We start from the raw sequence: 25,263 nt of genomic DNA, 5'->3' as shown, positions 1-25,263 counted from the left end.
ACAGGAGCCTGCTCGGCGCTCGCGCGTCGGACGCGTGCCCTTGCGCCCCATGGTGCCCGGCTCGCCATGGGTAAGCGTGGTGCGTGTTCCCGTGGCTTCACCCTGCTCGAAATGCTCGCGGTGATCCTGTTGATCGGCATCGCCGCGGCGGCGGCCGCCGTGTCGGTCACCCAGGGCCTGGCCAGCGCACGCACGCGCGCAGCCAGCGTGGAGCTGGCCGCCGCGTTGCGCGCCACCCGCGCGCAGGCCATCGTCAAGGGCAAGGAACAGACCTTCGAGCTGGATACGAAATCGGCCAGCTACCGGGCCGCCGGCGGGAAGGAGGTGGCGCTGCCCAAGGGCATGCGCCTGTCCATCACCAGCGCCCGCGAAGACCAGCCGGACAACCACACCGGCCGCATCCGCTTTTTTCCCGATGGTAGTTCCACCGGCGGCCACATCGTCCTGCAACGGGGCGAGCGCCGCTGGCAGGTCAACGTCACCTGGCTCACGGGTGCGGTGAGCGTGGTGAATTCATGATCGGGCCGGTACCCGCATGGTCGGGAACCGCCAAGGCGGGCAGGCGCACCCGCGCCGGCGGCTTCACCCTCCTGGAAGTGATCGCCGCGGTGCTGCTGCTGGCGATCACCTTCGCCTCCTTGATGCGCGTGGCTGGCAGTTCGCTTGCGCTCACCGCGCGTTCGGCCGAACGCAGCGAGGCGGCGATGTGGGGCCGCAGCCTGCTCGACAGCGCGTTCGTACTGGAGCCCATCCGCGTCGGTCGCAGCAGTGGACGCTTCGACGAGCGTTACCACTGGCAGCTCGACGTGCGGCCGGTCCAGCCGCCGGCGACCGCGCAGGCGAGCGGTCCGCAGCCGCGCGCGCCAGCCTCGCCGCTCAAGCTCTACCGGCTCGACCTGGACGTGATGTGGACCAGCGCCGGGCACGATTACACGGCGCGCTTCAGCACCCTGCGCGTCGGTGGCCCGAAGCCGCAGGGAGCAGATTCGTGACGTCGGCAATCAGGAAGCGGGCGGGATGCGCCGCCCTGGCGCTGCCCATGGGCACCCGGGCGCGCGCGGGAGCCGTCCGTGTCCGGTCCGCTGGGGCTCCCCGGTGCGTCCGCGGCTTCACCCTGCTCGAAACGCTCGCCGCACTGGCTTTGCTCGCGCTGCTGCTCGTCGGCGTGTACTCGGGCATCCGCACCGCGTCGCACAGCGTGCGCTCGGGTACGGCGGCCGTGGAGCGGCTCGATGCGGTGCGTTCGGCGCAGCAGTTCCTGCGCAACGAACTGGCGCAGGCGATGACCCAGCAGCTGGGCAAGAACCCGGACAACGACGAGGCGATCTTCTTCCACGGCGAGCCGGGTTCGATGAGCTTCGTCGCACCCTTGCCCGGCTATCTCGGCAAGCTCGGACCGCAGGTGCAGACTCTCGAGCTGGTGGCCAACGGCAAGGGCGGACAGCGGCTGCAGGTCCGCTTCGCGTTGCTGCCGCCCAGCGGCGAGCCGCTCAAGCCCAGTCCGCCGCAGGTGCTGCTGGAGGACGTGCGCGAAGCGAGTTTTCACTACCGCGGGCTGGACGCGCGGGGCCGCGTCGGGGCGTGGCGCGACGATTGGCGCCAGGGCGACCAGCTGCCGCAGCTGGTGCGCATCGACCTCAAGCTGCCCGGCGCCGGCTACTGGCCACAGCTGACCGTGCCGCTGCGCGTGGATGCCTCGGCCAACCAGCGCCAGTTCGCGATGCTCGACGCAACCGGCCCAAGCGTCGCCTGGAGGCAGCCGTGAACACGCGTCGGGGCCAACGCGGCGTCGCCTTGCTTCTGGTGCTGTGGGCCTGCACGCTGCTGGCGATCATGCTCGGCGGCTACGCGATGACCGCGCGCACCGAAGGCCTGCAGGCGCGTTTCCAGTTCGCCCAGGCGCAGGCGCACTACGCCGCCGAGGCAGGCCTCTCCCGCGCGGTCTACGGCCTGCAGGACCCGCGCCTGGCCGAGCGCTGGCTGGCCGACGGCCGGCCATACACGTTCCGTTTCGATGGCGCCACGGTCAGCGTCAGCGCGGTCGACGAAGGCGGCAAGGTGGACTTGAACAGCGCCTCGCCGATCGTGCTCCAGGGTCTGTTCCGCGCTGCCGGCCTGCGTCCGGACGAGGCGCAGAAGATGGCCGCGGCGGTGGTCGACTGGCGCGAGTTCAACGCCGGTCGCAAGGTGGGGCTGGAGGTGTACGCAGCCAACGGTTACCAGCCGCGCCACGCGCCCTTCCTGAGCATCGAGGAACTGCAACAGGTGGCTGGCATGACGCCCGCGCTTTACCGCACGATCGCCGGCGCGATCACCATCTGGTCCGGCCGCGAAAGTCCCGATCCGAACACCGCTCAGCCGATGGCGCTGGGGGCGATCCCTGGTATGACGCCCGAGCGGGTCGCGCAGGTGCTGGCGGCGCGCAAGAACACGCGGCCGGGCGTGGCCGGCCTGTTCGCGGGCAATGGAGTGACGCATAGTATCCGCTCGGAGGCCACGATGGCCGACGGCACGCGCGCCGTGCTGCATGCCACCGTACGCCTGCAGGGCGTTCGTCCGGGGGCGCAGCCCTACGCAGTGCTGCACTGGCGGGAGGGTGACCGCGAATGACCAACGCAACACAATCGCTGCGGCCGCAGCTGGACCGCGCGCGCCGTGCCTGGCGCGCCTCGCCGCTGCCGCGCTTCTTCGCCTGGTGGTTCGGCGAGCTCGGCGCGCTGCTGCCGGCCGCGTGGGGCAGGCTGTTCGGCGGCGGCGCCCAGTGGTACCTGCTGCAACGCACCGACGGACGCTGGGAGTTGCGTCGGACAGGCGAGTCGGAAGTGCGTGCGCAATGGCCGCGCGGGACCGAGGCGGCGATCGAACAGGCCGCGCTGTCGGCGGCGGTGCGCGAGGTCGACCGCGAGGATTTGCGCCTGGCGCTGCTGCTGCCGGCGGAGGCGGCGCTGCGCCGGCGGCTGCTGCTCCCGCGCGCGGCGGGGGACAACCTGCAGCAGGTCGGTGCCTTCGAGATGGACCGGCAGACGCCTTTCCGCGTCGAGCAGGTCTACTACGCCGTGCTCGAGCTGGACACGCCGGCGCCGGCCGGGCGTTTCTTCGCCGAACTGGTGGCGGTGCCGCGCGACACGCTCGACCCGCTGCTGGCCGAGCTCGAAGGCGCCGGCATCCGCGTCGATGCCGTCGACGTGGCCGAGGGCACCGGCCGGCTCGGCGTGAACCTGCTGCCGCCGACGCGCGTGCCTTACCGCACCAACCCGCGCCAGCGCCTCAACCTCGCGCTCGCCGGGGCCGTCGTGCTGCTGCTGGTGCTGGCGCTGGCGCAGTGGCTCGACAATCGGGAGCAGGCGCTCGCCACCATGCAGATGCAGGTGCAGGACATGCAGGCCGAGGCGCAGCAGGTCGCCGCGCTGCGCCAGGAGCTGCAGGACAACGCCGGCGCGGCCAGCTTCCTGGTGCGCCGCAAGCAGAACCGCGTGACCATGCTCGACCTGCTGCTCGACCTCACCCGCCGGATGCCGCAGAACGCATGGCTGGAACGCCTGAGCGTCGATCCGAGCGGGCAAGTGGGCTTCCAGGGCCAGGCCCCGCAGGCGGCGGCGCTGATCGACGCGCTGAAGGATTCGAAGATCGTCCGTGACCCCAACTTCCAGGGCAGCATCCAGCCCGATCCGGCCAGCGGCAAGGAACGCTTCTACATGGTCGCGCAGCTGCGCCAGGCCGGCGCGCCGGCGGCGCCGGCCAGCGCCGGCTCGGAGGCGCAGCCATGAGGCAACTGGAACTGAAGCCGCGCGACAGCCGCATCGCCGCGGTGCTGCTGCTGGTGCTGGCGCTGGTGCTGATCTACTTCCTGCTGATCCACTGGTGGTTCGTGGCGCCGCTGCGCGCGGTCGACGCGCAGATGGCGGACCTGCGCGACACCCAGAGCCGCTATGCCGCCGCGATCGCCGAGAAGCCGGCGCTTCAGAAGCGCATCGCCGAACTGGGTGCCGGCCAGGCCGCCAGCGCCGCGTTCCTGCCCGAGAGCGATCCCAACGCCGCCTCGGCCGGGCTGATGCAGCGCGTGGTCGACGCGGTCGGCGCGCACACCGCCGGCGGCGCCTGCGAAGTCACCCAGAAAATGCCGCTGCCCAATCCGCCGGACGACGACAACAGCCCCTACCGCAAGGCGGCCGTGAGCATCAGCCTGCGCTGCGACATGGAGCCGCTGGTGGCGGTGCTCAACGCGCTGGAGCAGGGCACGCCCTACCTGTTCGTCGATGACCTGAGCATCTACCGCAACCCGGTCGCCGCGCAGCAGGGCAACCAACCGGTGCTGGAAGTGCAGTTCACCCTGTCCGGCTACGTGCGTCCCTCGCACGGAGCGGTCGCCGCCGCGCCCGTGCCCGCCGAAAGCACGGTGGACACCGGCGACGGGGAGGAGCCATGAACGCCGCCGCGCAACGCCGCCTGACCGTGCCGCTGGCCGCCGCCACGCTGGTGCTGGGCGTGGTGTTCCTGGCGCTGCTGGCCGGCATCGGCCGGGGCGTGCACTGGGCGCCGCCGCGCGCCCCGACTCCGCTGCCGGCCCAGCATGCCGCCACGCTGCCGCCGCCGGTGCCGCTGGATCACTACGCGCCGGTCTGGCAGCAGCCGTTGTTCAATCCCGACCGCAAGCCGGTGGCGCACGCCGCCAGCGGCGGCAGCCAACTCGGCGACATGCAACTGACGGGCATCATCCTCACGCCGACCCTGCGCATGGCTCTGCTGCACAACAAGCGCCAGGCCGACAAGAACCAGGAATTGCGGGTGAAGGAGGGCGCCAGCCTGCCCGACGGCAGCTGGACCCTGGTCGAGGTGAAGCCGCGCTCGGCGTTGTTCGATTCGTCCAGTGGCCGGGTCGAGCTGCAACTGCCGGCCGGCGTGCCGATCGACCAGGTGCGGGGCAACCCGGCCGGAGCCTCGTCGGTGCCGGAACTGCCGGATGAGGTGATCGACCGCTCGCACCGCCTGCAGCCACCCGACGAGGACGACCAGAACGGCAACCCGTCGGACGAGCCGGGGCCCGGTCCTGGACCGGGCATCCCGCAGAATCGCGGGAGCGACAATGACGCCAAGGCCCCGCCCGGCGGCGGCGCGGCCATCTCGGGCATGCGCGGCGGCGCGCCGGCCCGCATGGACATGACAAACGAGGATCGCCAGGCCGAGCGCCTGCGCCAGCTCAAGGCCGCCATCCAGAAACGCCGCGCCGAACAGGCTGCCGCGAAGGCTCACGAAGGAGATCGCTGAACCATGTTCCCCCACGCCCTGCACCGAATGTCCCGGATCGGCGCCGTTGCGCTGACGGTCTGGCTGGTCGGCTGCTCCAGCATGCCGCAGCCGCGCGACGACTACGCGCTGCAGCGCGAAGCCATCGCCGGTACCGACAAGCCCGCGCCCGCGCCGCTGCCGCTGAACAACAACGTCGGCCCGGCCAGCGAAACCAGTCCGCAGCCGCAGATCAACAGCGGCACCGGCGAGTTCATCCGCCCGCAGGCGCTGTCCACGCCCCGGCCGCCCGCGCATGGCGAGGGCGCGGTGACCTTCAACTTCGAGAACCAGCCGGTGCAGGCGGTGGTCAAGGCCATCCTCGGCGACTTCCTGAAGAAGAACTACACCATCGTGCCGGGCGTGCAGGGCAACATCTCCTTCTCCACCTCCGAACCGATCGACGCCAGCCAGGCGCTGCCCGTGCTGGAGACGCTCCTGTCCTGGACCGGCAACGCGCTGGTGCGCCAGGGCAACAGCTACGTCGTGATGCCTTCGAAGAACGCGATCGCCGGCAGTGTCTCGCCCAGCCTCGGCGCGGTGGCGCCGCAGGGCGGGATGCAGGCGCGCCTGTTCCCGCTGCACTACATCTCCGCGGCGCAGATGCAGAAGCTGATCAAGCCATTCGCCCGGCCCGATTCGATCCTGCTCGCCGATCCGTCGCGCAACGTGCTGGTGCTCGCCGGCTCGCCGCAGGAACTGGACAACTACGCGCGCACCATCCGTACCTTCGACGTCGACTGGCTCAAGGGCATGTCGGTGGGCGTGTTCAGCCTGCAACGGGCGAACGTGTCCGAGTTGATGCCCAAGCTCGACGCGATCTTCGGCAAGCAGGGCGACAGCCCGCTGGCCGGCATGCTGCGTTTCATCCCGATCGAGCGCACCAACGCGCTGGTCGTGATCAGCACGCAGCCGGACTATCTGCAGGAAGTGGGCGACTGGATCGCGCGCATCGATCGTGGCGGCGGCAACGAGCCGCAGCTGTACGTCTACGACGTGCGCAACATCAAGGCCTCGGACCTGGCCAAGTACCTGGCGCAGATCTACACCAACGCCTCGGCCAGCGGCAGCAGCGGCGGCGAGGTCGGCCCCGGGCTCAACTCCGGAACCCTGGGCAACGCCGACAACGCCAATGGCACCGGCATGGGCAGCACCGCCGGCAGCTTCGGCAACAGCGGCGGGATCGCCGGTGGCTCGGGCAGCTTCAAGGGCGGCAACGACACCGGCATGGGCAACAGTGGCGGCTTGTCGGGCATCAACGGCAACGACAACGGCGGCATGTCCGGCCAGGGCAACGGCTTCGGCGGCAGCGGCAGCGGCGGTTTCGGCGACAGCGGCGGCCTGGCCAACGCCAGCAGCTCGGCCAACGACCAGCAGTACAGCTCCTCCGACGGTTCGATCAGGATTTCCTCGGTCGATGCCAACAACCAGTTGCTGGTGCGTGCGCGTCCGTCCCAGTGGGCGGAGATCGAGGGCGCGATCCAGCGCCTGGACACGGTGCCGCTGCAGGTGCAGATCGAAACGCGCATCCTCGAGGTGCAGCTCACCGGCGCCTTCCAGTTCGGCGTGCAGTGGTACCTGGAAGGCCTGGTCGGCGGCACGGCCAACAGCAGTGGCGGGGTCACCCCCGGCCAGCCGGGCAACCAGCAGCAGTGGGCGCTGGGCAAGGGCGGCATGACCTACAACCCGACCGGCGACTCGTTCTTCTACTCCTTCCTCAACAACAACCTGCAGGTCGCGCTGCACGCGCAGGAGACCAACGGCAACGTCAAGACGCTCTCGGCGCCGTCGCTGGTGGTGATGAACAACCAGGTCGCGCACATCCAGGCAGGCGACCAGATCCCGGTCAACCAGACCTTCTTCACCACCGGCCTGGGCACCACGACCAACGACAGTCCGACCACCATCGGCCAGGTGCAATACATCAGCACCGGCGTGATCATGGACGTGCAGCCGCGCATCAATCCCGGCGGCCTGGTCTACCTCAACATCAAGCAGCAGGTGAGCGTGCCGGGCACCAAGGACTCCAACGGCAACTACACCATCCAGCAGCGCGAGATCGCCACCCAGGTGGGCGTGCAGAGCGGGCAGACCGTGCTGCTGGGCGGCCTGATCCGCCAGGACGAGGGCGACACCGACACCGGCATCCCGGGCCTGAACCGGGTCCCGCTGATCGGCCGCCTGTTCGGCAGCACCGACCGCCACCGCAACCGCTCCGAGCTGATCGTGCTGATCACGCCGCGGGTGATCGGTTCCAGCGACGACGCCAAGCGCATCACCGACGAGTACCAGGCCAAGTTCGAGTCGCTCGCTCCGCTGCGCGCCGAGCGCGCGAAGGAACCGCCGCCGCCGGCCGCCTCGCCGACCGACGTGCCGCTGCCGACGCCGCCGGCCTCGCCCGAGCAGCTCCACCAGCAGGCCGAAGCGGCGCTCAAGCAGAGCGACTACGACGCCGCGCAACGGCTGGCCCTGGAGTCGTGGCGCAATGGCTCGCAGCACGGTGAACTGTGCGCGCGCAACTGGCAGCTCATCGCCAGCGTGCGCACGCACCTGGGCGATACCGAGGGCGTGGACACGGCGCGCAAATGGGTGGCGCAGTGCATGGCGGGTGGGAAGTAAATCCTGCCGGGGCGACTCCCATCCGCCCGCCGGCACCCTCTTGCGTAGACGGGGGAGGGCTCGATAGGCGGTTTCGTACCTGTTCCTTCCCCCGTGTCACGGGGGGAGGTGCCCGGGGGTTGCCAGGCCCAGGCCTTATCATTCGCGGGAATGACGCAAGCCGACTTCCCCATCACCCCGCTCATCCCGGAACTGCGCGCCTCGCTCGACGCCCACCCGCGCCTGGTCCTCGAAGCGCCGCCCGGCGCCGGCAAGACCACCCAGGTACCGCCGGCGCTGCTCGAGGCGCCGTGGCTGCAAGGCCGGCGCATCGTGATGCTCGAACCACGGCGGATCGCCGCGCGCGCCGCCGCGCAGTTCATGGCGGCGCAGCGGGATGAGGAGGTCGGCCGGACCGTCGGCTACCACATCCGCTTCGAATCCCGGGTCAGTGCCGCCACCCGCATCGAGGTGGTCACCGAAGGCATCCTCACGCGGCTGATCCAGGACGACCCGGAGTTGTCCGGCATCGGCGCGATCCTGTTCGACGAGTTCCACGAACGCCACCTGGCCGGTGACCTCGGCCTCGCCCTGGCGCTGGACGTGCAGGCGACCCTGCGCCCCGACCTGCGGCTGCTGGTGATGTCCGCCACGCTCGACGGCGAGCGCATTGCGCGCTGGCTGGACGCACCGCGGCTGTCCAGCCCGGGACGCAGCTTTCCCGTGCGCGTCGAGCATCCGCCCGCGCGCGCGCAGGAGACGCCCGAGCACCACTTGGCCCGCGTCGCGCGCCAGGCGCTGGAAGACAATCCAGGCGACGTGCTGGTGTTCCTGCCCGGTCGCCGAGAGATCGCTCGCGCCCATGCGCTGCTCGAAAACACGCTTCCCTCTCCTCTCGCAAAAGGAGAGCAACTCGAGATCCTAGCCCTGCACGGGGAACTCTCGCTGGCCGAACAGCAGGCCGCGCTGGCGCCGGCCGAGCCGGGCACGCGGCGGATGATCCTCGCCACCAACGTGGCCGAATCGAGCGTGACGCTGCCCGGCATCCGCGCGGTGATCGATGCCGGCCTGGCGCGCGAGCCGCGCTTCGACCCCAACTCCGGTTTTTCCCGGCTGGAAACGGTCGCGATCTCGCAGGCCTCGGCCGACCAGCGCGCCGGTCGCGCCGGTCGCGTCGCCGAGGGCACGGCCTATCGCCTGTGGCCACAGAGCCGGCGGCCGGAAGCGGCGCGCACGCCGGAGATCGACCAGGCCGAGTTGTCGGGCCTGGCGCTCGAACTGGCCGCCTGGGGTGTCAGCGCCGGCAGCGACGACACGTTGCGCTGGCTGGATCCGCCGCCATCGGGCGCGCTCGCGCAGGCGCGCGAACTGCTGGCCGCGTTGGGCGCGCTCGGCGCGGATGGCCGCATCACGCCGCTGGGCCGGCGCATGCTCGAACTCGGCGCCACCCCGCGACTGGCTGCCATGGCCCTGCGTGCGCCGGCGGAACTGCACCCGCTGGCCGCCGACCTGCTGGCACTGGTCGAGGCACGTTCGCCGCTGCGCGGCGACCAGGCGCGCAGCGACGACTTCCGTCTGCGCATCGACGCGCTGCACGCCTGGCGCGACCGCCGGGGTGCCACCCCCGGCCCATCGAAGGGAATCGGTGCGCGCGGGGGTTTCGACAGCGGCGCCATGGCCGCCATCGAGCAGGCGTCCAAGGGCTGGCGCAGACGTCTGGACGTCCGCACGGCCGCCAGCGGCGTACCCGACAGCCATGCCGTCGGCGGCCTCCTGCTGCATGCCTGGCCCGACCGCATCGCCCGCCAGGACGAAGCCAATCCGCGCCGCTACACGCTGGCCAATGGCCGCGGCGCCACCCTGCACGACGGCAGCGCGCTGCTCGGCGAACCCTGGCTGGTCGTGCTCGACCTGCGTCTGGAGGCGCGCGACAGCCTGGTGCTCGCCGCGGCGCCGTTCGACCCGCGCCGCCTCGATGAGGATTTCCCGCAGCACTTCCGGCGCGAGCGCACGTTGCGCTGGAACGACAGCCGGGGTGCGGTGGAGGCGTTCGAGGAACAGCGCTTCGGCGCCATCGTGCTGGAACGGCGCAGCGTGCCGGTACGGCCGGAGGACGCATTGCCTGCGCTGCTCGCGGCGGTACGCAGTCGCGGCATCGATGCGCTGCCCTGGAGCGAGACCGCCCGACGCCTGCGCGCGCGCATGCAGGCGCTGGCCGGCTGGATGCCCGAGCTGGGCTTGCCCGACGTGTCCGACGCGACGCTGCTGGCTTCGCTGGAGGACTGGCTCGGGCCGTACCTGCAAGGCAAGCGCAAGCTCGACGCGCTCGGCACCGACGAGCTCTCCCAGGCGCTGGCCGCACTGTTCGACTACGAGCAGCGCCGCCAGCTCGACCAGCACGCCCCGGAGAGCCTCACGGTCCCCAGCGGCCAGGTGCGCAAGCTCGAATACGCACCCGGCGAGCCCCCGGTGCTGGCGGTGAAATTGCAGGAATTGTTTGGCCTGGCCGATACCCCGCGCGTGGCCGGTGGGCGCGTGCCGGTAACCCTGCACCTGCTCTCGCCCGCCGGCCGGCCGATCCAGGTCACGCAAGACCTCAAGGGCTTCTGGGAGCGCACGTACCCGGAAGTAAAGAAGGAACTCAAAGGCCGCTACCCGCGCCACCCCTGGCCGGACGATCCCTGGTCCGCCACCCCGACGCATCGGGCGAAGCCGCGCGGGACGTGAACGGAAAGATCCCGGCAAGTTCGCCCCATCCACCCGTTGGCAGCATTCCTCGTGTCCGCCGGGAGGGACCCGCAAGTGGCGCTCTGTCCCATGGCCTGCCCGGGGAAGCTGCGTCAGGGACGGATAGGCACTCTTGCGGAGGGCTACACGCTTCGCCGTGCATCGAAAGGTCCCGGGCAACAGCGGTACTAGACTCGCCCCATGCCCGCCATCCCGCCCACCCCACGCCAGCTTTCCGAAATCGGCGCCCTGCTCGCCGAACCGGCGCGCGCCTCGATGCTTCTTGCCTTGGCCGACGGCACCGCCCGCCCGGCCGGCGAGCTGGCGCGAGCGGCGGGCGTCGGCGCACCGACGGCCAGCGCGCACCTCAAGCGCCTGCTCGAAGGCGGCCTGCTTGCCGTGCAGGTACAGGGACGCCATCGCTATTACCGTCTCGCCGGTGACGAAGTGGCCGGCTGGCTCGAAGCGCTGGCCCTGCCGCGCCAGTCGATCGCGCCGCCGAGCGGGGATACCGCGCTGCGGCGCGCGCGCAGCTGCTATCGCCATCTCGCCGGCCAGCTCGGGGTGGCGCTCTGCGCCGAGTTGCTCGGGCGCGGCCATCTGACGACCACCAGCGAAGGCCTCTCTCTGGCCCCTGCCGGTGCCGCGGCGCTGGCCGAGGCGGGACTCAACCCGGAGGCCGTGGCGCGCTTGCCGGGACTGCGCGGCCGTGCTTGCCTGGACTGGACCGAACGGCGCCTGCACGTGGGCGGGCCGTTGGGCGTGGCGCTCACCGGCGCCATGCTGGAGGCGGGTTGGCTACGCCACGCGTCGCACGGGCGGGCGCTGCTGCCCAGCGTCGAAGGGCTGCGGCGGTTCGCTCTTCTCGGTGTGCGGTTGCCTGGCTGACCGGGTCCGGCGCGGCATGTCCCTCCCTCTCGGGGGAAGGGCGGGACGCGCCGCGGCTAGTGCCCCAGCACGAAGCCGGTCAGCACCTGCGCGGTGGCCTCGGGCTTTTCCATCATCGGCATGTGGTTGCAGCCGTTGAGAACGCTGGAGCTGATCGCCGGTGCTTGCACCAGGCCGTTGCGAAGGCTGTCCAGCGCGGACGGATCGACCATGCGATCCTTGCTGCACCACAGCCCCAGCACCGGCATGGTGAGCTGGCCCAGCCGCTGTTGCAGCGAAAGGTAGTCTTCGGGTTTGCGTAGCTCGGCGAGCGTGCGTTCGATGAAGGCGCGATCCTGCCGGTTGCGTGCGACGAAGACGTCCTCGATGCGGCCGGGCACCTCGGGCGGCTGCAGGAAGGCGAGCTTGAGCGCGTGTTCGAAGCCGGCGCGGTCGTCGTAGGCGAACGGATCCTTGCCGGCCGCGATGGTGCGATCGAAATCGTTCGGAGTGGCTTTCAGGCCATAGGCATCGACCAGCGCCAGCGCGGCCACGCCCTGCGGGTATTCGGCCGCATAGACGCCTGCGATCGCGCCGCCCATCGAGTGCCCGACCAGTACGAAACGCTGCAGGTGCAGCGCCGCGAGAAATGACTGCAGGCGCCGCGCCTGGGCGTCGACGCCGTAACTGGCATCCGGGTTGCGCGAGGATTCGCCCCAGCCGGGCAGGTCCGGGATCACCACGTGGAAATGCGGCGTGAGCTGTTCGGCCAGGGGCAGCCAGATGGTCTTGTCCGCGGCGAAGCCGTGCAGCAGTACCAGCGTCGGGCCCTGGCCGCCTTCGTAGTAGCTCCAGGTGGTGTCGCCCGCGCGCAGCGTGTTTTTCTCCACGTGCGCGGCCATCGCCTGGCGCATCACGTGCGCGCCCAGCAGCCATTGCGGGGCGAACAGGTAGCTGCCGCCAAGCAGCGCCACCACCAGGGCCACCAGCACGCCGAAGAACTTCAGGCGGCGGAACAGCATGCGCTTCCAGAGCGGACGGGTGGCGGGTGGGGTCATCGAAGGTCCTGATTCGTGCGGTATGGGCCCGGGTTGCAGGAACTCGCTTGTGGCGATGCCCTGGAAGCATCGCCCACAAGCGGGCCCCTGCAGGAGCGGCCTACTTCTTCGCCTGCCTGGCCTTGCGCAGGATCGACTCGATCGCGCCCTGGGTCATCGGGTGATAGCCGTCCTTCGCCTTGGCGTAGGCCGCCTCGGCGTAGGCCAGCCCTTCAGGCGTGGCGGCGAAGGCCTTGTACACCGGCAGGGTGAGGTACATGCGGCCGATGCGGGTCATGTGTTCGCGCGCATCTTCCCAGACGTTCCTGTCACCCGCGGCAATGGCATGGCTGTACCAGCGCATGCCGATCTCGGCGTTGGGTGTGCCGGTGAGGTGCCAGGCGGCGTCGAGCTGCTTCATCTTGGTCAGCGGGGGCGCGTCGGGCAGGCGGTCGAGGAAATACATCCATTCCTGCGTGTTCCAGCCCTTGGCGTCGAGCTGGCCCGCGTCCAGCGTACCGGCCAGGAAATCCGCGCGCTCCTTGTCGATCATCTGGAAACGGGCGGAGGTCGGCAGCGGCGCGTCCTTGGGGATGCCGCTCTGGTAGATCCAGGCCCTGGCCTCGTCCCAGCTCATCTTGCCCGGATGCGTGTCGAACAGATTGGCCTTCATGTCGGCCAGCATCTGCTCGGTGGTGATGGACGTGAAGGCGTGGCGGTGGAAGTAGGCCTTGAGCCATTCGTCGAAGGTCGCGCGGCCGAAGCGCTGCTCCAGCGTGCGCAGGAACCAGGAGCCCTTGTCGTAGGCGACGTCCGAGAGCGAGTCATCCGCGCCCACGCCGCGCGGGTCGGGTGCGAGCTTCTGCGAGTTCTCGGGCATCTCGCCGATCGACTTCTGCAGCGCGCGCGCCGAAAGCAGCGCTTCCTCGTCGGCCAGCGCCTTGCCATAGACGGCCTCGGTGATGCGGCCCTGGACGTAGGTGGTGAAGCCTTCGTTGAGCCAGATGTCGCGCCAGCTCGCGGCGGTCACCAGGTTACCCGACCAGGAGTGCGCCAGCTCATGCGAGACCAGCGAGACCAGGCTCTTGTCGCCGACCAGTACGGTCGGCGTCGCGAAGGTCATGTCGGGGTTTTCCATGCCGCCGTAAGGAAAGGAAGGCGGCAGCACCAGGATGTCGTAGCGGCCCCAGGCGTAGGGGCCGTAGAGCTTCTCGGTCGCCTCGATCAGCTTCTCGGTGTCTTCGAACTCGTGCGCCGCCTTGCCGACCACCGAGGGTTCGGCGTAGACGGCCGAGCGCGGACCGGTTTCCTTCACCGCGATGTCGCCGGCGGCAATCGCCAGCAAGTAAGAGGGGATCGGGTGCGGCTGGTCGAAGCGGAAATCGCCATCGAGCGGATGCTTGGCATCATTGAGCGCGCTCATCACCACGCGCACATCCTTCGGCGCGCTCACGTGCGCCTTGTAGGTGAAGCGGATCGCCGGCGAATCCTGCAGCGGCACCCACGAACGGGCGTGGATCGATTCGGACTGCGAGAACATGAAGGGCAGCTTCCTGTCCGCCGTCTGTGCGGGGGTGAGCCACTGGAGGCCCGACGCCTGCGGCGAGGTCGCGTAGACGATGCGCACTTTCGCCGGGTGCTTCGGCGCCTGGATGGTGAGCTTGCTGCCGAGTTCCTTGTCGCGCGGCGCCAGCGCGAACTTCAGCGCGGTGGCGCGGCCGGCGGCATCCAGGCCCTCGACCTTGGCGATCTTCAGATCACGCGTGTCGAGCACCAGCACGGGCGCCTTCGGATTCTTCCAGTCCAGGCTCAGCGTGGCGGTGCCGTCGAGCGCCTTGTGCGGGAAGTCGATCGCGAGGTCGAGGTCCAGATGAGTCACGCGGACCTCGGCCGGCTGCGCATAGGAATGCGGATCGGCGGCGAGGGCGGACAGCGGCAGCACGAACGCGCCGAGGGCGAGGGCGGGAATCACACGCATACGGGACTTTCTCCGGGGACCGAAGTGGCGAGTATGCCATCCGGTTGCGCGGGGGCGCCCGTGACGAAAGGGCCTGGAGCTAAGTGAGGCGAGCTCGTCTCGCATCTCCTTGGGAAGAGAATTAAAAAAAAGGCTGCCAGGCCCGACCGCGCCGCTCGCACACAACCGGCGCAAACCCTCTCTTGCCTCGGCCCCCGAGCGTCCGTCGGTAAAGCGGCGGCAGCTCCTCTATGAGCAAGAGACCCACCCGGCAAGGCGAGGTGGCGCCTAGCTCTTATCTCACCCCGGGCTGAGCAGGCCGTTTCTTTTGGTTACTTTTCTTTGGGCCCGCAAAGAAAAGTGACCCGAGCGCCGTCAGGCGATCGGAAGCCCGCCGCAGGCGAGCCAAGTCGCTGGAAGGCCACAACTGGAGCGAAGACAAAAGTATGCGAGACCTCCTCGCGAGCCCCGGCCCCCAGCCCAACCCTCTCCCCGGAGCGGAGAGGGAGCCGACGCTCAAAGCGGCTTGCCGTCCTGCTTGTAGATCGTGCCGTCCTTCATCACGAAGCTCACCCGCTGCAAGGCGGTGATGTCCTCGAGCGGGTTGCCGGGCACCGCGACCACGTCGGCCGCGCGGCCGGGCTGGATCTGGCCCAGCGCATCGGCTTTGTGCAGCAGTTCGGCCGCATGCGTGGTAGCGGCCTGGATCACATACATCGGCGGCATGCCGGCCTGCACCATGTATTCGAACTCCCTCGCGTTCTGCCCGTGCGGATACACCGAAGCGTCGGTGCCGAAGGCAATCTTCACGCCCGCCTTGTAGGCACGGCCTGCGGTGGCCTGGATGATCGGGCCGACTTCCTTTGCCTTGCGCGCCACCTGTGGCGGGTAGTAACCGGGCTTCGATGCCATCTGCTCGACGTACTTGCCGGCGATGATGGTAGGCACGTACCAGGTGCCGTGTTCCTTCATCAGCCTCATGTCGGCGTCGTCCATGAAGGTGCCGTGCTCGATCGAATCCACACCGCCGAGCACCGCACGGCGGATCGCCTCGGCGCCGTGCGCGTGCGCGGCCACGGTGAAGCCGTAATCGTGCGCGGCGGCGACCACCGCCTTGATCTCGTCCAGCGTCATCTGCGGGTTGTCGGCGCTGGCGCTTTCGTCCAGCACGCCGCCGGAGGGCATGATCTTGATGAGATCGACGCCGTCCTTGTAGTGCTGGCGCACGGCCTTCCAGGCATCCGCGGCGCTGTTGATGATGCCGTCCTTCGGACCGGGATTGCCGGCCAGGTCCTGCCGGTAGCCGTCGGTGGGATCGGCATGGCCACCGGTGGAACCGATCGCCACGCCGGCGGTAAAGATGCGCGGGCCCGGCACGATGCCGGCGTCGATCGCGTTGCGCAGGGCGATCGATTCGTTGGCGTTGTCGCCCAGGTTGCGCACGGTGGTGAAGCCGGCCAGCAGCGTGCGCCGGGCGTACACGGTGGAGCGGATCGCGTAATCGGCCGTGTTCCAGCGGAACTGGTCGGTGTAGCCGGTGGGGCTGGTCTCGGAGGTCAGGTGCGTGTGCGCGTCGATCAGGCCTGGCAGGCAGGTCTGGCCGATCAGCTCGACGGGCTTACCTTCGTCGGCCGCGGGCGCGCCGGCGTGCACGGTATCGATGCGCCCGCTGCGTATCACAACGGTGCTCTCGCCCAGCAACTTCCCGGCGGCCGGATCGAGCAGGTGCGTGCAATGCAGCGCGATCGAGCCGCCCTTCGCGGGCGGCTCGGCGGCGAAGAGGGGCGTGGCAATCAGTGCAACGGCCAGGACAAGCGCGGGACGGCAGATCATCGGCGGCCTCCTCCAACGGGAGGCCCATCATGCCAGAGCCCGCAGGGTGGGCTTCGGCCCACCGCGCGCTTGCCGCACGCCCGATGTGGGCTGAAGCCACCCCGCGAAGTCAGACGTCTCGGTTCGAGTCGTGCTCGTGCTGGTGATGTTCTGCCTCGACGTGGCGCCGGTGCAGGTCCTCGCTGCCGCTGTCCTCTGGCACGTGACTGACCGGCTTGGGCGGCGCGGCGTCCATGTCGCCATCCACGCCGGTGATCTTGAGGATCGAGTGGCGCACCTCGCGCGCCAGGATCACCCGCGCGTCGCGGACCATGTCCTCCAGCGCGCGGTCGTAGTCGAGCTTGCCGCCCTGGTCGGTCCACAGCACCTTCTGCTCGCGCAGCTTCTGGATGAAGCCGCGGAACAACGCCTTGTCGAAGAACTCCGGCGCCGATTGCTCGTTGAGCAGCGACAGCCGCTGCGCGGTGAGGGCGCAGGCGTTCTCCAGTTCCGCGGCGCTGGTGGTGTGCGGCCCGTTCTTGGCCAGCGCGGCGATCGTGATGTAGTAGCGCTCGAAGGCCTGGATCAGGCTGCGCGCGATGGTCTTCAACTGGAACGCCGCGTCGTCCTGGCCCGGTCCGCGCTCGAGCACGCGGCCGTCGGCGGAGGACTCCAGCAGGCCGCGACGCACGAAGAAATCGATCGTGCCCTGCATCTGCGCCACGAAGCCGTCCGAGTCCCAGGGCAGGAACAGCTCGCCCTGGATGAACGGGTAGATGATGCGGCCCAGGCGCAGGATCGAGGCGCGCGTCATGCGGCGGTTGTTCAAGAAACAGCAGGAGACCCACGCCGCGGTCGCGGTCAGGTGCAGCACGTTGTTGCGGAAGTAGGACAGCAGCACCGCCGGCTCGTCGTCGGCCTTCAGCACGTCGCCCAGGGGATGGCGCACGCGGCGGATCCAGCCCATCTGCTCGCCGTAGGCGATGATCGAGGGCGGATCCATCGGGGTGACCGTGACGCGGTCGGAGTACGGCAACTCCACCAGCAGCGCGCGGGTCAGCTCCAGCTGCGCGAGCAGGTCGTTCTCGGCCATCGCGTGCTTGGGCGTGGCCAGCAGGGCCAGCGCCAGCAGGTTGATCGGATTGACGTCGGCGGCGCGGTTGATGTTGACCTGGATGCGTTCGGCCAGGCCATCGACCACGCGACCGAGCCACTCGGGCTTGGCGTCCGGATCGCCGCTGGCGGTGCGCCAGTCACCGCTTGCCGCATCGAGCAGCGGATTCAATTCGATCGGTTCGCCGAAGTTGAGCGCCACGTGGCCGTAGCGCTGGCGCAGCACCTTCAGCCCCTTGAGCAGGCCGAGCAGGGATTCCTTCTCCTTCGGCTTGCCGGACAGCTCGCCGATGTAGCTCTTGCCTTCCATCAGCTTCTCGTAGCCGATGTACACCGGCTGGAACAGCACCGGCCGTCGCGGCGCGCGCAGGAACGCGCGCACGGTCATCGCCAGCAGGCCCGCGCGCGGCGCCAGCAGGCGTCCGGTGCGCGAGCGGCCGCCTTCGATGAAGTACTCCATCGGCACGCCGCGGTCGATCAGCTGCGCCATGTACTCGTTGAAGATCACCGAGTACAGCGCGTTGCCCTTGAAGCTGCGGCGCAGGAAGAACGCGCCGCCACGACGCAGGATCGGGCCGATCACGGGCAGGTTGAGATTCACGCCGGCGGCGATGTGCGGCACCACCACGCCGGAGACGTGCAGCTGGTAGGACAGCAGCAGGTAGTCGGCGTGGCTGCGGTGGCTGGGCACGTAGACCACCTCGTAGCCCGGCGCGGCGGCGCGGGCCTTGTCGAAGTGGTGCATCGCGATGCCGTCGTACAGCTTGTTCCAGAAATTCGACAGCAGGAACGACACCGAGCGCACCACCGGGTGCGAATAGTCGGCGGCGATCTCCATCACCAGCTTGTGCGCGCGGCGCCACGCCTTGGCGTAGGAGATGCGTTCCTTGGCCGCGGTGGCGGTGATGGCGGCGCGCACCGGTTCGGCGTTGAGCACGGCGTCGGCGACGGTGCGCTTGTGCGAGAGGTCCGGTCCGATGACCGCCGCGCGGATGCGATGGAAGTGCGTGCGCAGCACGCGCGCGATCTTGCGTGCGAAGTGCTCCGGCCTGGCCTCGCCGGCGTCGTCCAGCACCTGGCGCAGCGATACCGGCGCGGAGAAGTGCACCACCGTGTCGCGGCCGTTGAGCAGCAGCGCGAGCAGGCGGCGGAAGCGGCCGACCATCACCCAGTTCTCGGAGAACAGCACGCGGAACCAGCCGGTATCGCGGCTCGGCGCGCGGCCGACGTAGATCGACACCGGCACGATCTGGATGTCGCGGCCGGGGTGTTCTTCCAGCGAGCGGACCAGCTGGTCGAGCGTCTCGTAGGGCGCGCGCTGGCGGCTGCGGCCGAACAGCCAGCCGTCACGCCGCGTCAGTGCGAACACCGAGCGGCGACGGCGGGTGCCGGCCAGCGGCTGCATCGGTGCGGGCAGGCCGGCCTCGCGGCAGGCGCGTTCCAGGATCAATGCGTCGGAAAAGCCGTCGCGCTCGATCACGTAGCACACCGGCGCGCCGGCCTTGAGCAGGCTGGCCGGTTCGGCCGGGTCGCGCCGGATGCGCACCCAGGGTTCGAGCAACTGGCCGGCGAGGCTGAACCACCAGGGCGCGCGGCTGCGGGCGGGAGAATCCGCGGTCATGTTCTGCATCGGCGGATTGTAGCCGGTGGGTCGTAAACGCCGCTCAGTGCGACATCGCGACCGTGCCGGAGGCTGCCGGCGCGGCCAGCGTCCGATGCGCCTGGCGCACGCTTTCGAGCAGGTCCTGGTCGTACCAGCGGCCGTTCTGCTGCACCAGCATCGATTCCATCGACAGCGGCGTGCCCGCCAACTGGTACTCGATGCGCACGCGCGCGTAGGGCGGGTGGTATTCCAGCGGCACTACGCGCGCGGAGGCCAGTGCCTCGTCCAGCGGCAATCCGTACAGTGCCAGCATGCGTTCGAGGCCGTGGAAGCCGATGGCGTAGCTGCGCATCGCCTGGTCGAAATCCATCGCGCGCAGGCTCTGCGCATCGCGCAGGTCCAGCTCGCGCGCGGTGGCGACCACCACGCCGACCGCCTGGCGTGCCCTGGCCGGGTCGAACCAGGGTGCCTGCTGCGCCCACGGTCCGAGGGCATTGACCAGTGCCACGGCCTGGCGCTTCTGGGTGTCGGACAGGCGCGCGTCTTCCTCGATCGCCTTGCCGGCCAGCGCGCGGCCGATGCCGACCAGCAGCGGCAGCTGGTCGCCGTACCGCGCCTGCGCGTCGGCCAGCCAGGGCTGCAGACGGCCGTCGAGCGTGGCCGCGGCATCGGGCGCGGCCAGTTGCTCAAGGGCGGTGTCGATGCGCGCGCGTTCGGCATCGGTCAGCGGCGCCTCGCCGGCCCGGGCCTGGCCCCAGTCCTCGCGCAGCATGGCGTAGTCATGTGGCGGGAGAGCGTGTTGCCAGAAGCCGGCGAAATCGCCGGCGCGCACCAGTGCGATCGATTGCTGCACGGCCGCCTCGGGCGACTGGCTGGCAACGTAGGTGGCCGTGTGCTCACTCGACTGGCAGGCGGCGAGTGCGCACAGGGCAAGGCAGGGCAGGAGGCGACGGAACAGGGAAGGGCGCATGGACCTCGGCATGGGAAGCATGGGGGTGGGGTGGCGCAAGCATGGCCCCACCGGCGTACGCGACCCGTCGAGCTGGCGGCAAGCGGATGTCTGTTCGGGCCGGAAAAGAAAAACCCCGCGGGCCTGGAGCCTCACGGGGCAAATCCGGCCAGGCCGGAAGGGAAATGGCCTCGCCTGCGATTAGGAGGTCAGCAGGTGTTGGCGGAACAGAGCTTACGCGCACCCGACTCTTGAGGCAATGGTTTTGTTTTGTGACGTAAGTTTATGATTTTACTTGACACGTAGGCTTTCGATCTTGCGCAGGCGCCGCTCCGGCACGGCCAGCTTCCAGTCATTGCCGAACAGCGCCGGTTCCCAGCTTCCATAGCTGGGATTGGGCAGCACGAACCAGCGCCGGCCGATCCAGTCCAGGTATGGCTTGACCGCTGCCACGCGGCCGGCGGGCGTGTTTTGGGGGATGTCCAGGAAATCGCCCAGCTGGTCGCCGAACTGCATCAGTACGCGGTAGTGGCGGCTGACCCACTGGCGCCGGCAGCCCTTGTCCGAGCCGTGCTGGGTGCAGCCGGGCACGTTGGTGCCCAGGCCGAGCAGAGCGTCCGGCCCTGACACCGGCACGCCGACCCGGCGCAGGTTGGCCAGCGTGGCCTCGCCCAGCGCCTGGTCGCGGTTGGAGATGAGGATCACCTTGATTCCCTGCGCCGCGGCATGGCGCGTGAACGCCACCACGCCCGGCAGCGCGCGGGCGCGCGCCTCGCGGCACCACGCATCCCAGCTGGCCTGGTCGAACGGGGCGTGCGCACGGATCAGGCGCGCCTGGTAGGGCGAGTTGTCCAGTACCGTCTCGTCCACGTCCAGTACCACCGCCGGCGGCAGGCCGCTCGGGGACTGGAGGCGGTCGGCCGGCGTGAGCGCGTCCCATTGTGCGTCCGCCAGTGCGGCGCCCAGGCGCTGCTGGGCGTCGCGGTAGGTCTGCAGGTAGATCAGGTCGTGTTCGACCGCGTTCTGCACCCAGGCCGTGGCATTGAGGTTGTCGTCCGCCGGCATGGCCGCGGCCATCGGCGGCCGGGGCGGCGGCGCCGCCGTGCAGCCGGCGAGCAGGAGCAGGGAGGCCAGGGCCGGGAGGCGCGAGGTCATCGCGTGGGTCCTTTTGTGCGCGAACGGCCCGCCAGTGTACGCCAGGCTGGAAGGCGGGCCGGCCTGCTGCGAGACTGGGCTTCCCTCCCCGAGTGCCCGGCGCATGGCCCCGAACCCATCCCTGCAGCGCGAGCCCTCGCGCGCCACCCGGATCGCGAGCTACGTGCTGGCCGGCATCGCATTGCTGCTGGTGATCGGACTGCACCTGCTCTCGGCGCTGCTGGCGGGCCTGCTGGTGTACGAGCTGGTGCAGACGATCAGCCCGCTGCTGGAGCGGCGCCTGTCCGGTCGCCGTGCCCGGGTGGTGGTGGTGGCACTGATCGGTGCGGTAGTGGTGGGGCTGCTGATCCTGCTGGCGCTGGGCGCGATCAGCTTCTTCCACAGCGAGATCGGCAACCCGCAGGACCTGTGGGACAAACAGCTGATGCCGCTGGTGGAGAAGGCGCGCGAACAGCTCCCGTCCGCACTGGTCGGATCGCTGCCGGACAGCGTGGACGAGCTGCGCGTGATGGCGGGCGACCTGACCCGCAAGCACGCGGCCAGCCTGCAACTGGCCGGCAAGGACACCGCGCGCGGCTTCGCGCACATCATCATCGGCCTGGTGCTGGGCGCCATCGTGGCGCTCAGCCACAGCGCCGGTTCCACCCACCAGCCCGGCCCGCTGGCGGCGGCGCTTGGCCAGCGCAGCAACCGCCTTGCCGACGCGTTCCACAACATCGTGTTCGCGCAGATCAAGGTCTCGCTGATCAACACGATGTTCACCGCGATCTTCCTGATCGGCGTGCTGCCGCTGATGGACATCCACGTGCCGCTGGCCAAGACGCTGGTGGCGGTGACCTTCGTGGTCGGCCTGCTGCCGGTGATCGGCAACCTGATCTCCAACACCGCCGTGACCATCGCCGGGCTGTCGGTGTCCCTCGGCGTGGGCATCGCCGCGCTGGTGTTCCTGATCCTGATCCACAAGCTGGAGTACTTCCTCAACGCGCGCATCGTCGGTACCCAGATCCGCTCGCGCGCGTGGGAGCTGTTGATCGCCATGCTCGCGATGGAGGCAGCCTTCGGCCTGGCCGGCCTGGTCGCCGCGCCGATCTACTACGCCTACCTCAAGAGCGAGCTGGAAGGCGAAGGGCTGCTGTAACGTCTGAGCTTGATCGCGCAGGCGCTTGAGTGCTTGGCGATTTGTCGCCCGTCCAGTCGACGTTAAATTGACGTAAGCAATCGCATGGTCCCGCCGGGAGCGCGCCAGAGGCGCGTAAGAACCAGCGCGGGAGATCCAGCCCATGTACCAGAAACCCATCGTGGTCGCCCTCGCGGCGGCATTGAGCGTCGTGGCGGTCCAGGCCCGGGCGCAGGACACCACTACGCCGGACGACCAAACCACGTCCGGTACCGCCGCGACGCAGGACCAGGGCGACCAGACCAAGGCGAAGCGGCTGCAGACCATTACGGTCACCGGCTCGCTGATCCCGCAGACCGAGATCGAGACGGCCACTCCGACCACCACCATCACGGCCCAGGACCTCAAGGTGCGCGGTTTCACCACGGTGGCCGAGGCGCTGCAGCAGGCCTCGTTCTCCACCGGCAGCGTGCAGGGATCGCAGACCTCCGCCTCGTTCACCCAGGGCGCGCAGACGCTCAGCCTGTTCGGACTGCCCGTGGGCTTCGTGAAGTACCTGATCGACGGCCGCCCGATGGGCAACTTCCCCGCCCTCTACAACGGCAGCGACGCGTTCAACAATTTGAGCGGCATACCGATGGACATGGTCGACCACATCGACGTGCTGCCAGGTGGCCAGTCGTCGCTGTACGGCTCAGACGCCATCGCCGGCGTGGTCAACATCGTCCTGAAGAAGAATATCGACCGGCCGACCATCGACGTCCGCTACGGCTGGCACACCGGCGGCGGCGGCGCGGACCGCCGGGTGAGCTTTGCCGACGGCTTCACCGCGGGCAAGTTCAACATGATCATCGGCGGGCAGTTCGAAAGCACCCAGCCGATCTGGGGTTTCGATCGCGGACTGACCCGCCAGTACTTCACGCAGGGCACCGACCCGGCCACCGCCTCGCGTGACTTCCTGGTCTACAACCAGTTCACCGGCGACTACCACTTCCTCGATCCGAACAACTGCGCCGGGACCACGGCGCTGTTCGGCGGCACCGAGGGGCTGCGCACCCGCACCGACGGCCGCACCTACTGCGGCAGCTTCTACACTCCCGGATACAAGACCGTCACCAACGACGACAAGACGGCCAACCTGTATACCCACGCCACGTTCGACGTAAACGACAATCTGCAGCTGTACGGCGACCTGCTCTACACCTACGAGGAACAGCGCTACACCGCCGGCTCCAATTACATCTGGTGGGGCACGGGTGTGGACTACGGCGCGTACTACGACCCGCGGCTGGACAACGGCGACGGCATTTCCGGCCTGGTCGACCTGCAGCGGGCGTTCGCGCCGGAGGAGACCGGCGACTACAAGTCGATCCTCGATCACCAGTACGAGCATTCCTACATGCTGACCCTGGGCGCCAAGGGCACTTTCGGCGACTCCTACTGGGATTACGACCTGGGCTTCACCCATTCGGACGACAAGCTCACCTCGCACAACTTCCAGCGCTTCGCCGGCCCGATGGACGCTTTCTTCGAGGACCGCGTGCTGGGTCCGCAGCTGCCGGGCGTCGATCCGTACTTCGGCTTCTACCCGATCTTCGAGCCCGACTACGCGGCGTTCTACAACCCGCTGACGCCGGCGGAGTTCGCGTCGCTCACCGGCTATACCGACACGCGCGCCAAGACCTGGGACAACATGCTGCGCGGCCAGTTGACCAACGCCTCGCTGTTCTCGATGCCGGGCGGCGACGCCGGCATCGCAATCGTGCTCGAAGGCGGCAACCAGGGCTGGAACTACACGCCGGACCCGCGGCTGCTCAACGGCGAGGTCTGGGGTACCACGGACGTCCAGGGCGCGGGCCACCGTTCGCGCTACGCGGCGACCACGGAGTTCCGGCTGCCGCTGTTGAGCCAGCTCACGCTGGACGTGTCAGGCCGTTACGACAACTACAAGGTCGAGGGCCAGAACGTCAATCACGGTACGTACAACCTCGGCCTCGAGTACCGGCCGTTCCAGTCGTTGCTGCTGCGTGGGCGCTACGGCACCGCGTTCAAGGTGCCGACGCTGGCGGACCAGTACCAGGGCTTGAGCGGCTACTACGATTTCGTGCCCGACTATCTCAACTGCAACCGGCTCGGCTACGGCCCGGGGAACATCGCCAACTGCCCCGCGCCGTACGACGGAACGCAGTTCTTCGGCCAGCAATCAGGCAGCACGACGCTCAAGCCGATCACCGCCAAGGTGTGGAGCTACGGCTTCGTGTGGGCACCGATGAGCCGGATGTCCCTGAGCGTGGACTACCTGCACTGGGACATCAACAACGAGGTCAACACCGAAAGCGCGGACAACCTGTCGCAGATCGAATACCTGTGCGATATCGGCACGCTGGACATGAACTCGGCCAGCTGCCAGAACGCCTTCAGCAAGATCGTGCGCGGTCCTTCCAACGATCCGGCCCTGCTCGGCCAGATCCAGGAGATCTCGACGCCGAAGGTCAATGTCTCCAACGAGCAGGTCAACGCGATCACCGCGAACTTCAGCTACGTGTTCGGCATCGGCCGCTTCGGCGACCTGTCGGCGCAGGTCTCCTACAGCGACGTGCTCAAGCACGAATACCAGGCCTATCCGACCGATCCGTCGCGCGAGCTGCTGCGGCATCCGTTCTACAGCACCGACTTCAAGACCAAGGTCAACGGCTCGCTCACCTGGACCCCGAACGAGCAGTGGAGCGCGACGGTGTACTTCAACCGCTACGGCAGCACTCCCAATTACCTGGCCACGCAGAACGACAACTACAGCGCCGAGGGCACCGGCCGGTTGCGGCCCTGGATCCTGTACAACGCCAGCGTGACCTACAACCCGGTGGAGAACCTGGCTCTTTCGGTGCTGGTCAACAACGTGTTCAACAAGATGCCGCCGCTGGACCGCAGCTATCCGGGTACCACCAGCTCGCCATACAACGAGAGCAACTACAACGTGTACGGGCGCGCCATGTACGTGGAGGCGAACTACAAATTCTGAGGCGCGGGTTCCGGGGAGCGTGCGCG

The 25,263-nt window shown here is 69.1% G+C and carries 18 protein-coding genes; 12 read left to right on the top strand and 6 right to left on the bottom strand.

The genetic code is table 11. The features are described from left to right. Positions 1–66 precede the first annotated feature (66 nt). The 10 genes from LQ772_RS15535 to LQ772_RS15490 all read left to right on the top strand — a co-directional run bounded on the left by LQ772_RS15535 (position 67) and on the right by LQ772_RS15490 (position 11,496). Entirely contained in the window at positions 67–519 is a 453-nt protein-coding gene (locus tag LQ772_RS15535; protein ID WP_231322069.1) for a GspH/FimT family pseudopilin, read from the top strand. After that, on the top strand, positions 516–992 hold the full coding sequence (locus tag LQ772_RS15530) for a type IV pilus modification PilV family protein (RefSeq protein ID WP_231322067.1): 477 nt from the start codon (positions 516–518) through the stop codon (positions 990–992). The genes LQ772_RS15535 and LQ772_RS15530 overlap by 4 nt, the downstream gene beginning before the upstream one ends. Positions 993–1,039: 47 nt before the next feature. Beyond that, positions 1,040–1,765 (top strand): type II secretion system protein GspJ, encoded by a 726-nt coding sequence (locus LQ772_RS15525; protein WP_231322065.1) that lies wholly within the window; start codon positions 1,040–1,042, stop codon positions 1,763–1,765. Then, a complete protein-coding gene (locus tag LQ772_RS15520) occupies positions 1,762–2,610 on the top strand; it encodes a type II secretion system minor pseudopilin (protein WP_231322063.1) in 849 nt (282 codons plus the stop codon). The genes LQ772_RS15525 and LQ772_RS15520 overlap by 4 nt, the downstream gene beginning before the upstream one ends. After that, positions 2,607–3,767 carry a PilN domain-containing protein gene (locus LQ772_RS15515; RefSeq protein WP_231322062.1) on the top strand — a complete coding sequence of 387 codons (1,161 nt, stop codon included), beginning with the start codon at positions 2,607–2,609 and terminating at the stop codon, positions 3,765–3,767. The genes LQ772_RS15520 and LQ772_RS15515 overlap by 4 nt, the downstream gene beginning before the upstream one ends. Beyond that, positions 3,764–4,426, top strand: coding sequence for a type II secretion system protein GspM (gene gspM, locus LQ772_RS15510; protein WP_231322060.1), 663 nt, complete (start codon positions 3,764–3,766; stop codon positions 4,424–4,426). The genes LQ772_RS15515 and gspM overlap by 4 nt, the downstream gene beginning before the upstream one ends. After that, positions 4,423–5,265 carry a general secretion pathway protein GspN gene (locus tag LQ772_RS15505; protein ID WP_231322058.1) on the top strand — a complete coding sequence of 281 codons (843 nt, stop codon included), beginning with the start codon at positions 4,423–4,425 and terminating at the stop codon, positions 5,263–5,265. Before gspM ends, LQ772_RS15505 begins: the two co-directional genes overlap by 4 nt. Before the next feature lie 3 nt (positions 5,266–5,268). Continuing rightward, a complete protein-coding gene (gspD, locus tag LQ772_RS15500; protein ID WP_231322055.1) occupies positions 5,269–7,902 on the top strand; it encodes a type II secretion system secretin GspD in 2,634 nt (877 codons plus the stop codon). A 150-nt stretch (positions 7,903–8,052) separates the two neighbouring features. Next, positions 8,053–10,608 carry an ATP-dependent helicase HrpB gene (gene hrpB, locus LQ772_RS15495; protein ID WP_231322052.1) on the top strand — a complete coding sequence of 852 codons (2,556 nt, stop codon included), beginning with the start codon at positions 8,053–8,055 and terminating at the stop codon, positions 10,606–10,608. Between the two features lie 201 nt (positions 10,609–10,809). Further along, positions 10,810–11,496, top strand: a complete 687-nt coding sequence (locus LQ772_RS15490; protein ID WP_231322050.1) for an ArsR/SmtB family transcription factor — start codon at positions 10,810–10,812, stop codon at positions 11,494–11,496. 56 nt (positions 11,497–11,552) lie between these two features. Here LQ772_RS15490 and LQ772_RS15485 read toward each other — a convergent pair whose 3' ends face one another. The 6 genes from LQ772_RS15485 to LQ772_RS15460 all read right to left on the bottom strand — a co-directional run bounded on the left by LQ772_RS15485 (position 11,553) and on the right by LQ772_RS15460 (position 21,101). Further along, positions 11,553–12,533, bottom strand: coding sequence for an alpha/beta fold hydrolase (locus tag LQ772_RS15485; protein ID WP_425600806.1), 981 nt, complete (start codon positions 12,531–12,533; stop codon positions 11,553–11,555). 100 nt (positions 12,534–12,633) lie between these two features. Beyond that, a complete protein-coding gene (locus tag LQ772_RS15480) occupies positions 12,634–14,490 on the bottom strand; it encodes a M1 family metallopeptidase (protein ID WP_231322048.1) in 1,857 nt (618 codons plus the stop codon). 495 nt (positions 14,491–14,985) lie between these two features. After that, positions 14,986–16,302, bottom strand: a complete 1,317-nt coding sequence (locus LQ772_RS15475) for a metal-dependent hydrolase family protein (protein WP_231322046.1) — start codon at positions 16,300–16,302, stop codon at positions 14,986–14,988. 109 nt (positions 16,303–16,411) lie between these two features. Then, positions 16,412–19,024 (bottom strand): glycerol-3-phosphate 1-O-acyltransferase PlsB, encoded by a 2,613-nt coding sequence (gene plsB / locus LQ772_RS15470; RefSeq protein WP_231322045.1) that lies wholly within the window; start codon positions 19,022–19,024, stop codon positions 16,412–16,414. 34 nt (positions 19,025–19,058) lie between these two features. Next, complete coding sequence (locus LQ772_RS15465) at positions 19,059–19,967, bottom strand: hypothetical protein (RefSeq protein WP_231322043.1); 909 nt, start codon at positions 19,965–19,967, stop codon at positions 19,059–19,061. Positions 19,968–20,237: 270 nt separating this feature from the next. After that, positions 20,238–21,101 carry a 5'-nucleotidase, lipoprotein e(P4) family gene (locus tag LQ772_RS15460; RefSeq protein ID WP_231322041.1) on the bottom strand — a complete coding sequence of 288 codons (864 nt, stop codon included), beginning with the start codon at positions 21,099–21,101 and terminating at the stop codon, positions 20,238–20,240. 103 nt (positions 21,102–21,204) lie between these two features. Here LQ772_RS15460 and LQ772_RS15455 point away from each other — a divergent pair, with 103 nt between their 5' ends. Further along, positions 21,205–22,239: an AI-2E family transporter gene (locus LQ772_RS15455; RefSeq protein ID WP_231322039.1), complete on the top strand. Its 1,035-nt coding sequence runs from the start codon at positions 21,205–21,207 to the stop codon at positions 22,237–22,239. A gap of 142 nt (positions 22,240–22,381) precedes the next feature. After that, positions 22,382–25,237 (top strand): TonB-dependent receptor domain-containing protein, encoded by a 2,856-nt coding sequence (locus tag LQ772_RS15450; protein ID WP_231322037.1) that lies wholly within the window; start codon positions 22,382–22,384, stop codon positions 25,235–25,237. Positions 25,238–25,263: the final 26 nt, after the last annotated feature.

The organism is Frateuria edaphi (assembly GCF_021117405.1).
In the GTDB taxonomy this organism is placed as follows: Bacteria; Pseudomonadota; Gammaproteobacteria; order Xanthomonadales; family Rhodanobacteraceae; genus Frateuria_A; species Frateuria_A edaphi.
Note: the sequence above shows the minus strand (reverse complement) of the source record. Positions and strands in the feature narration are given on the sequence as shown.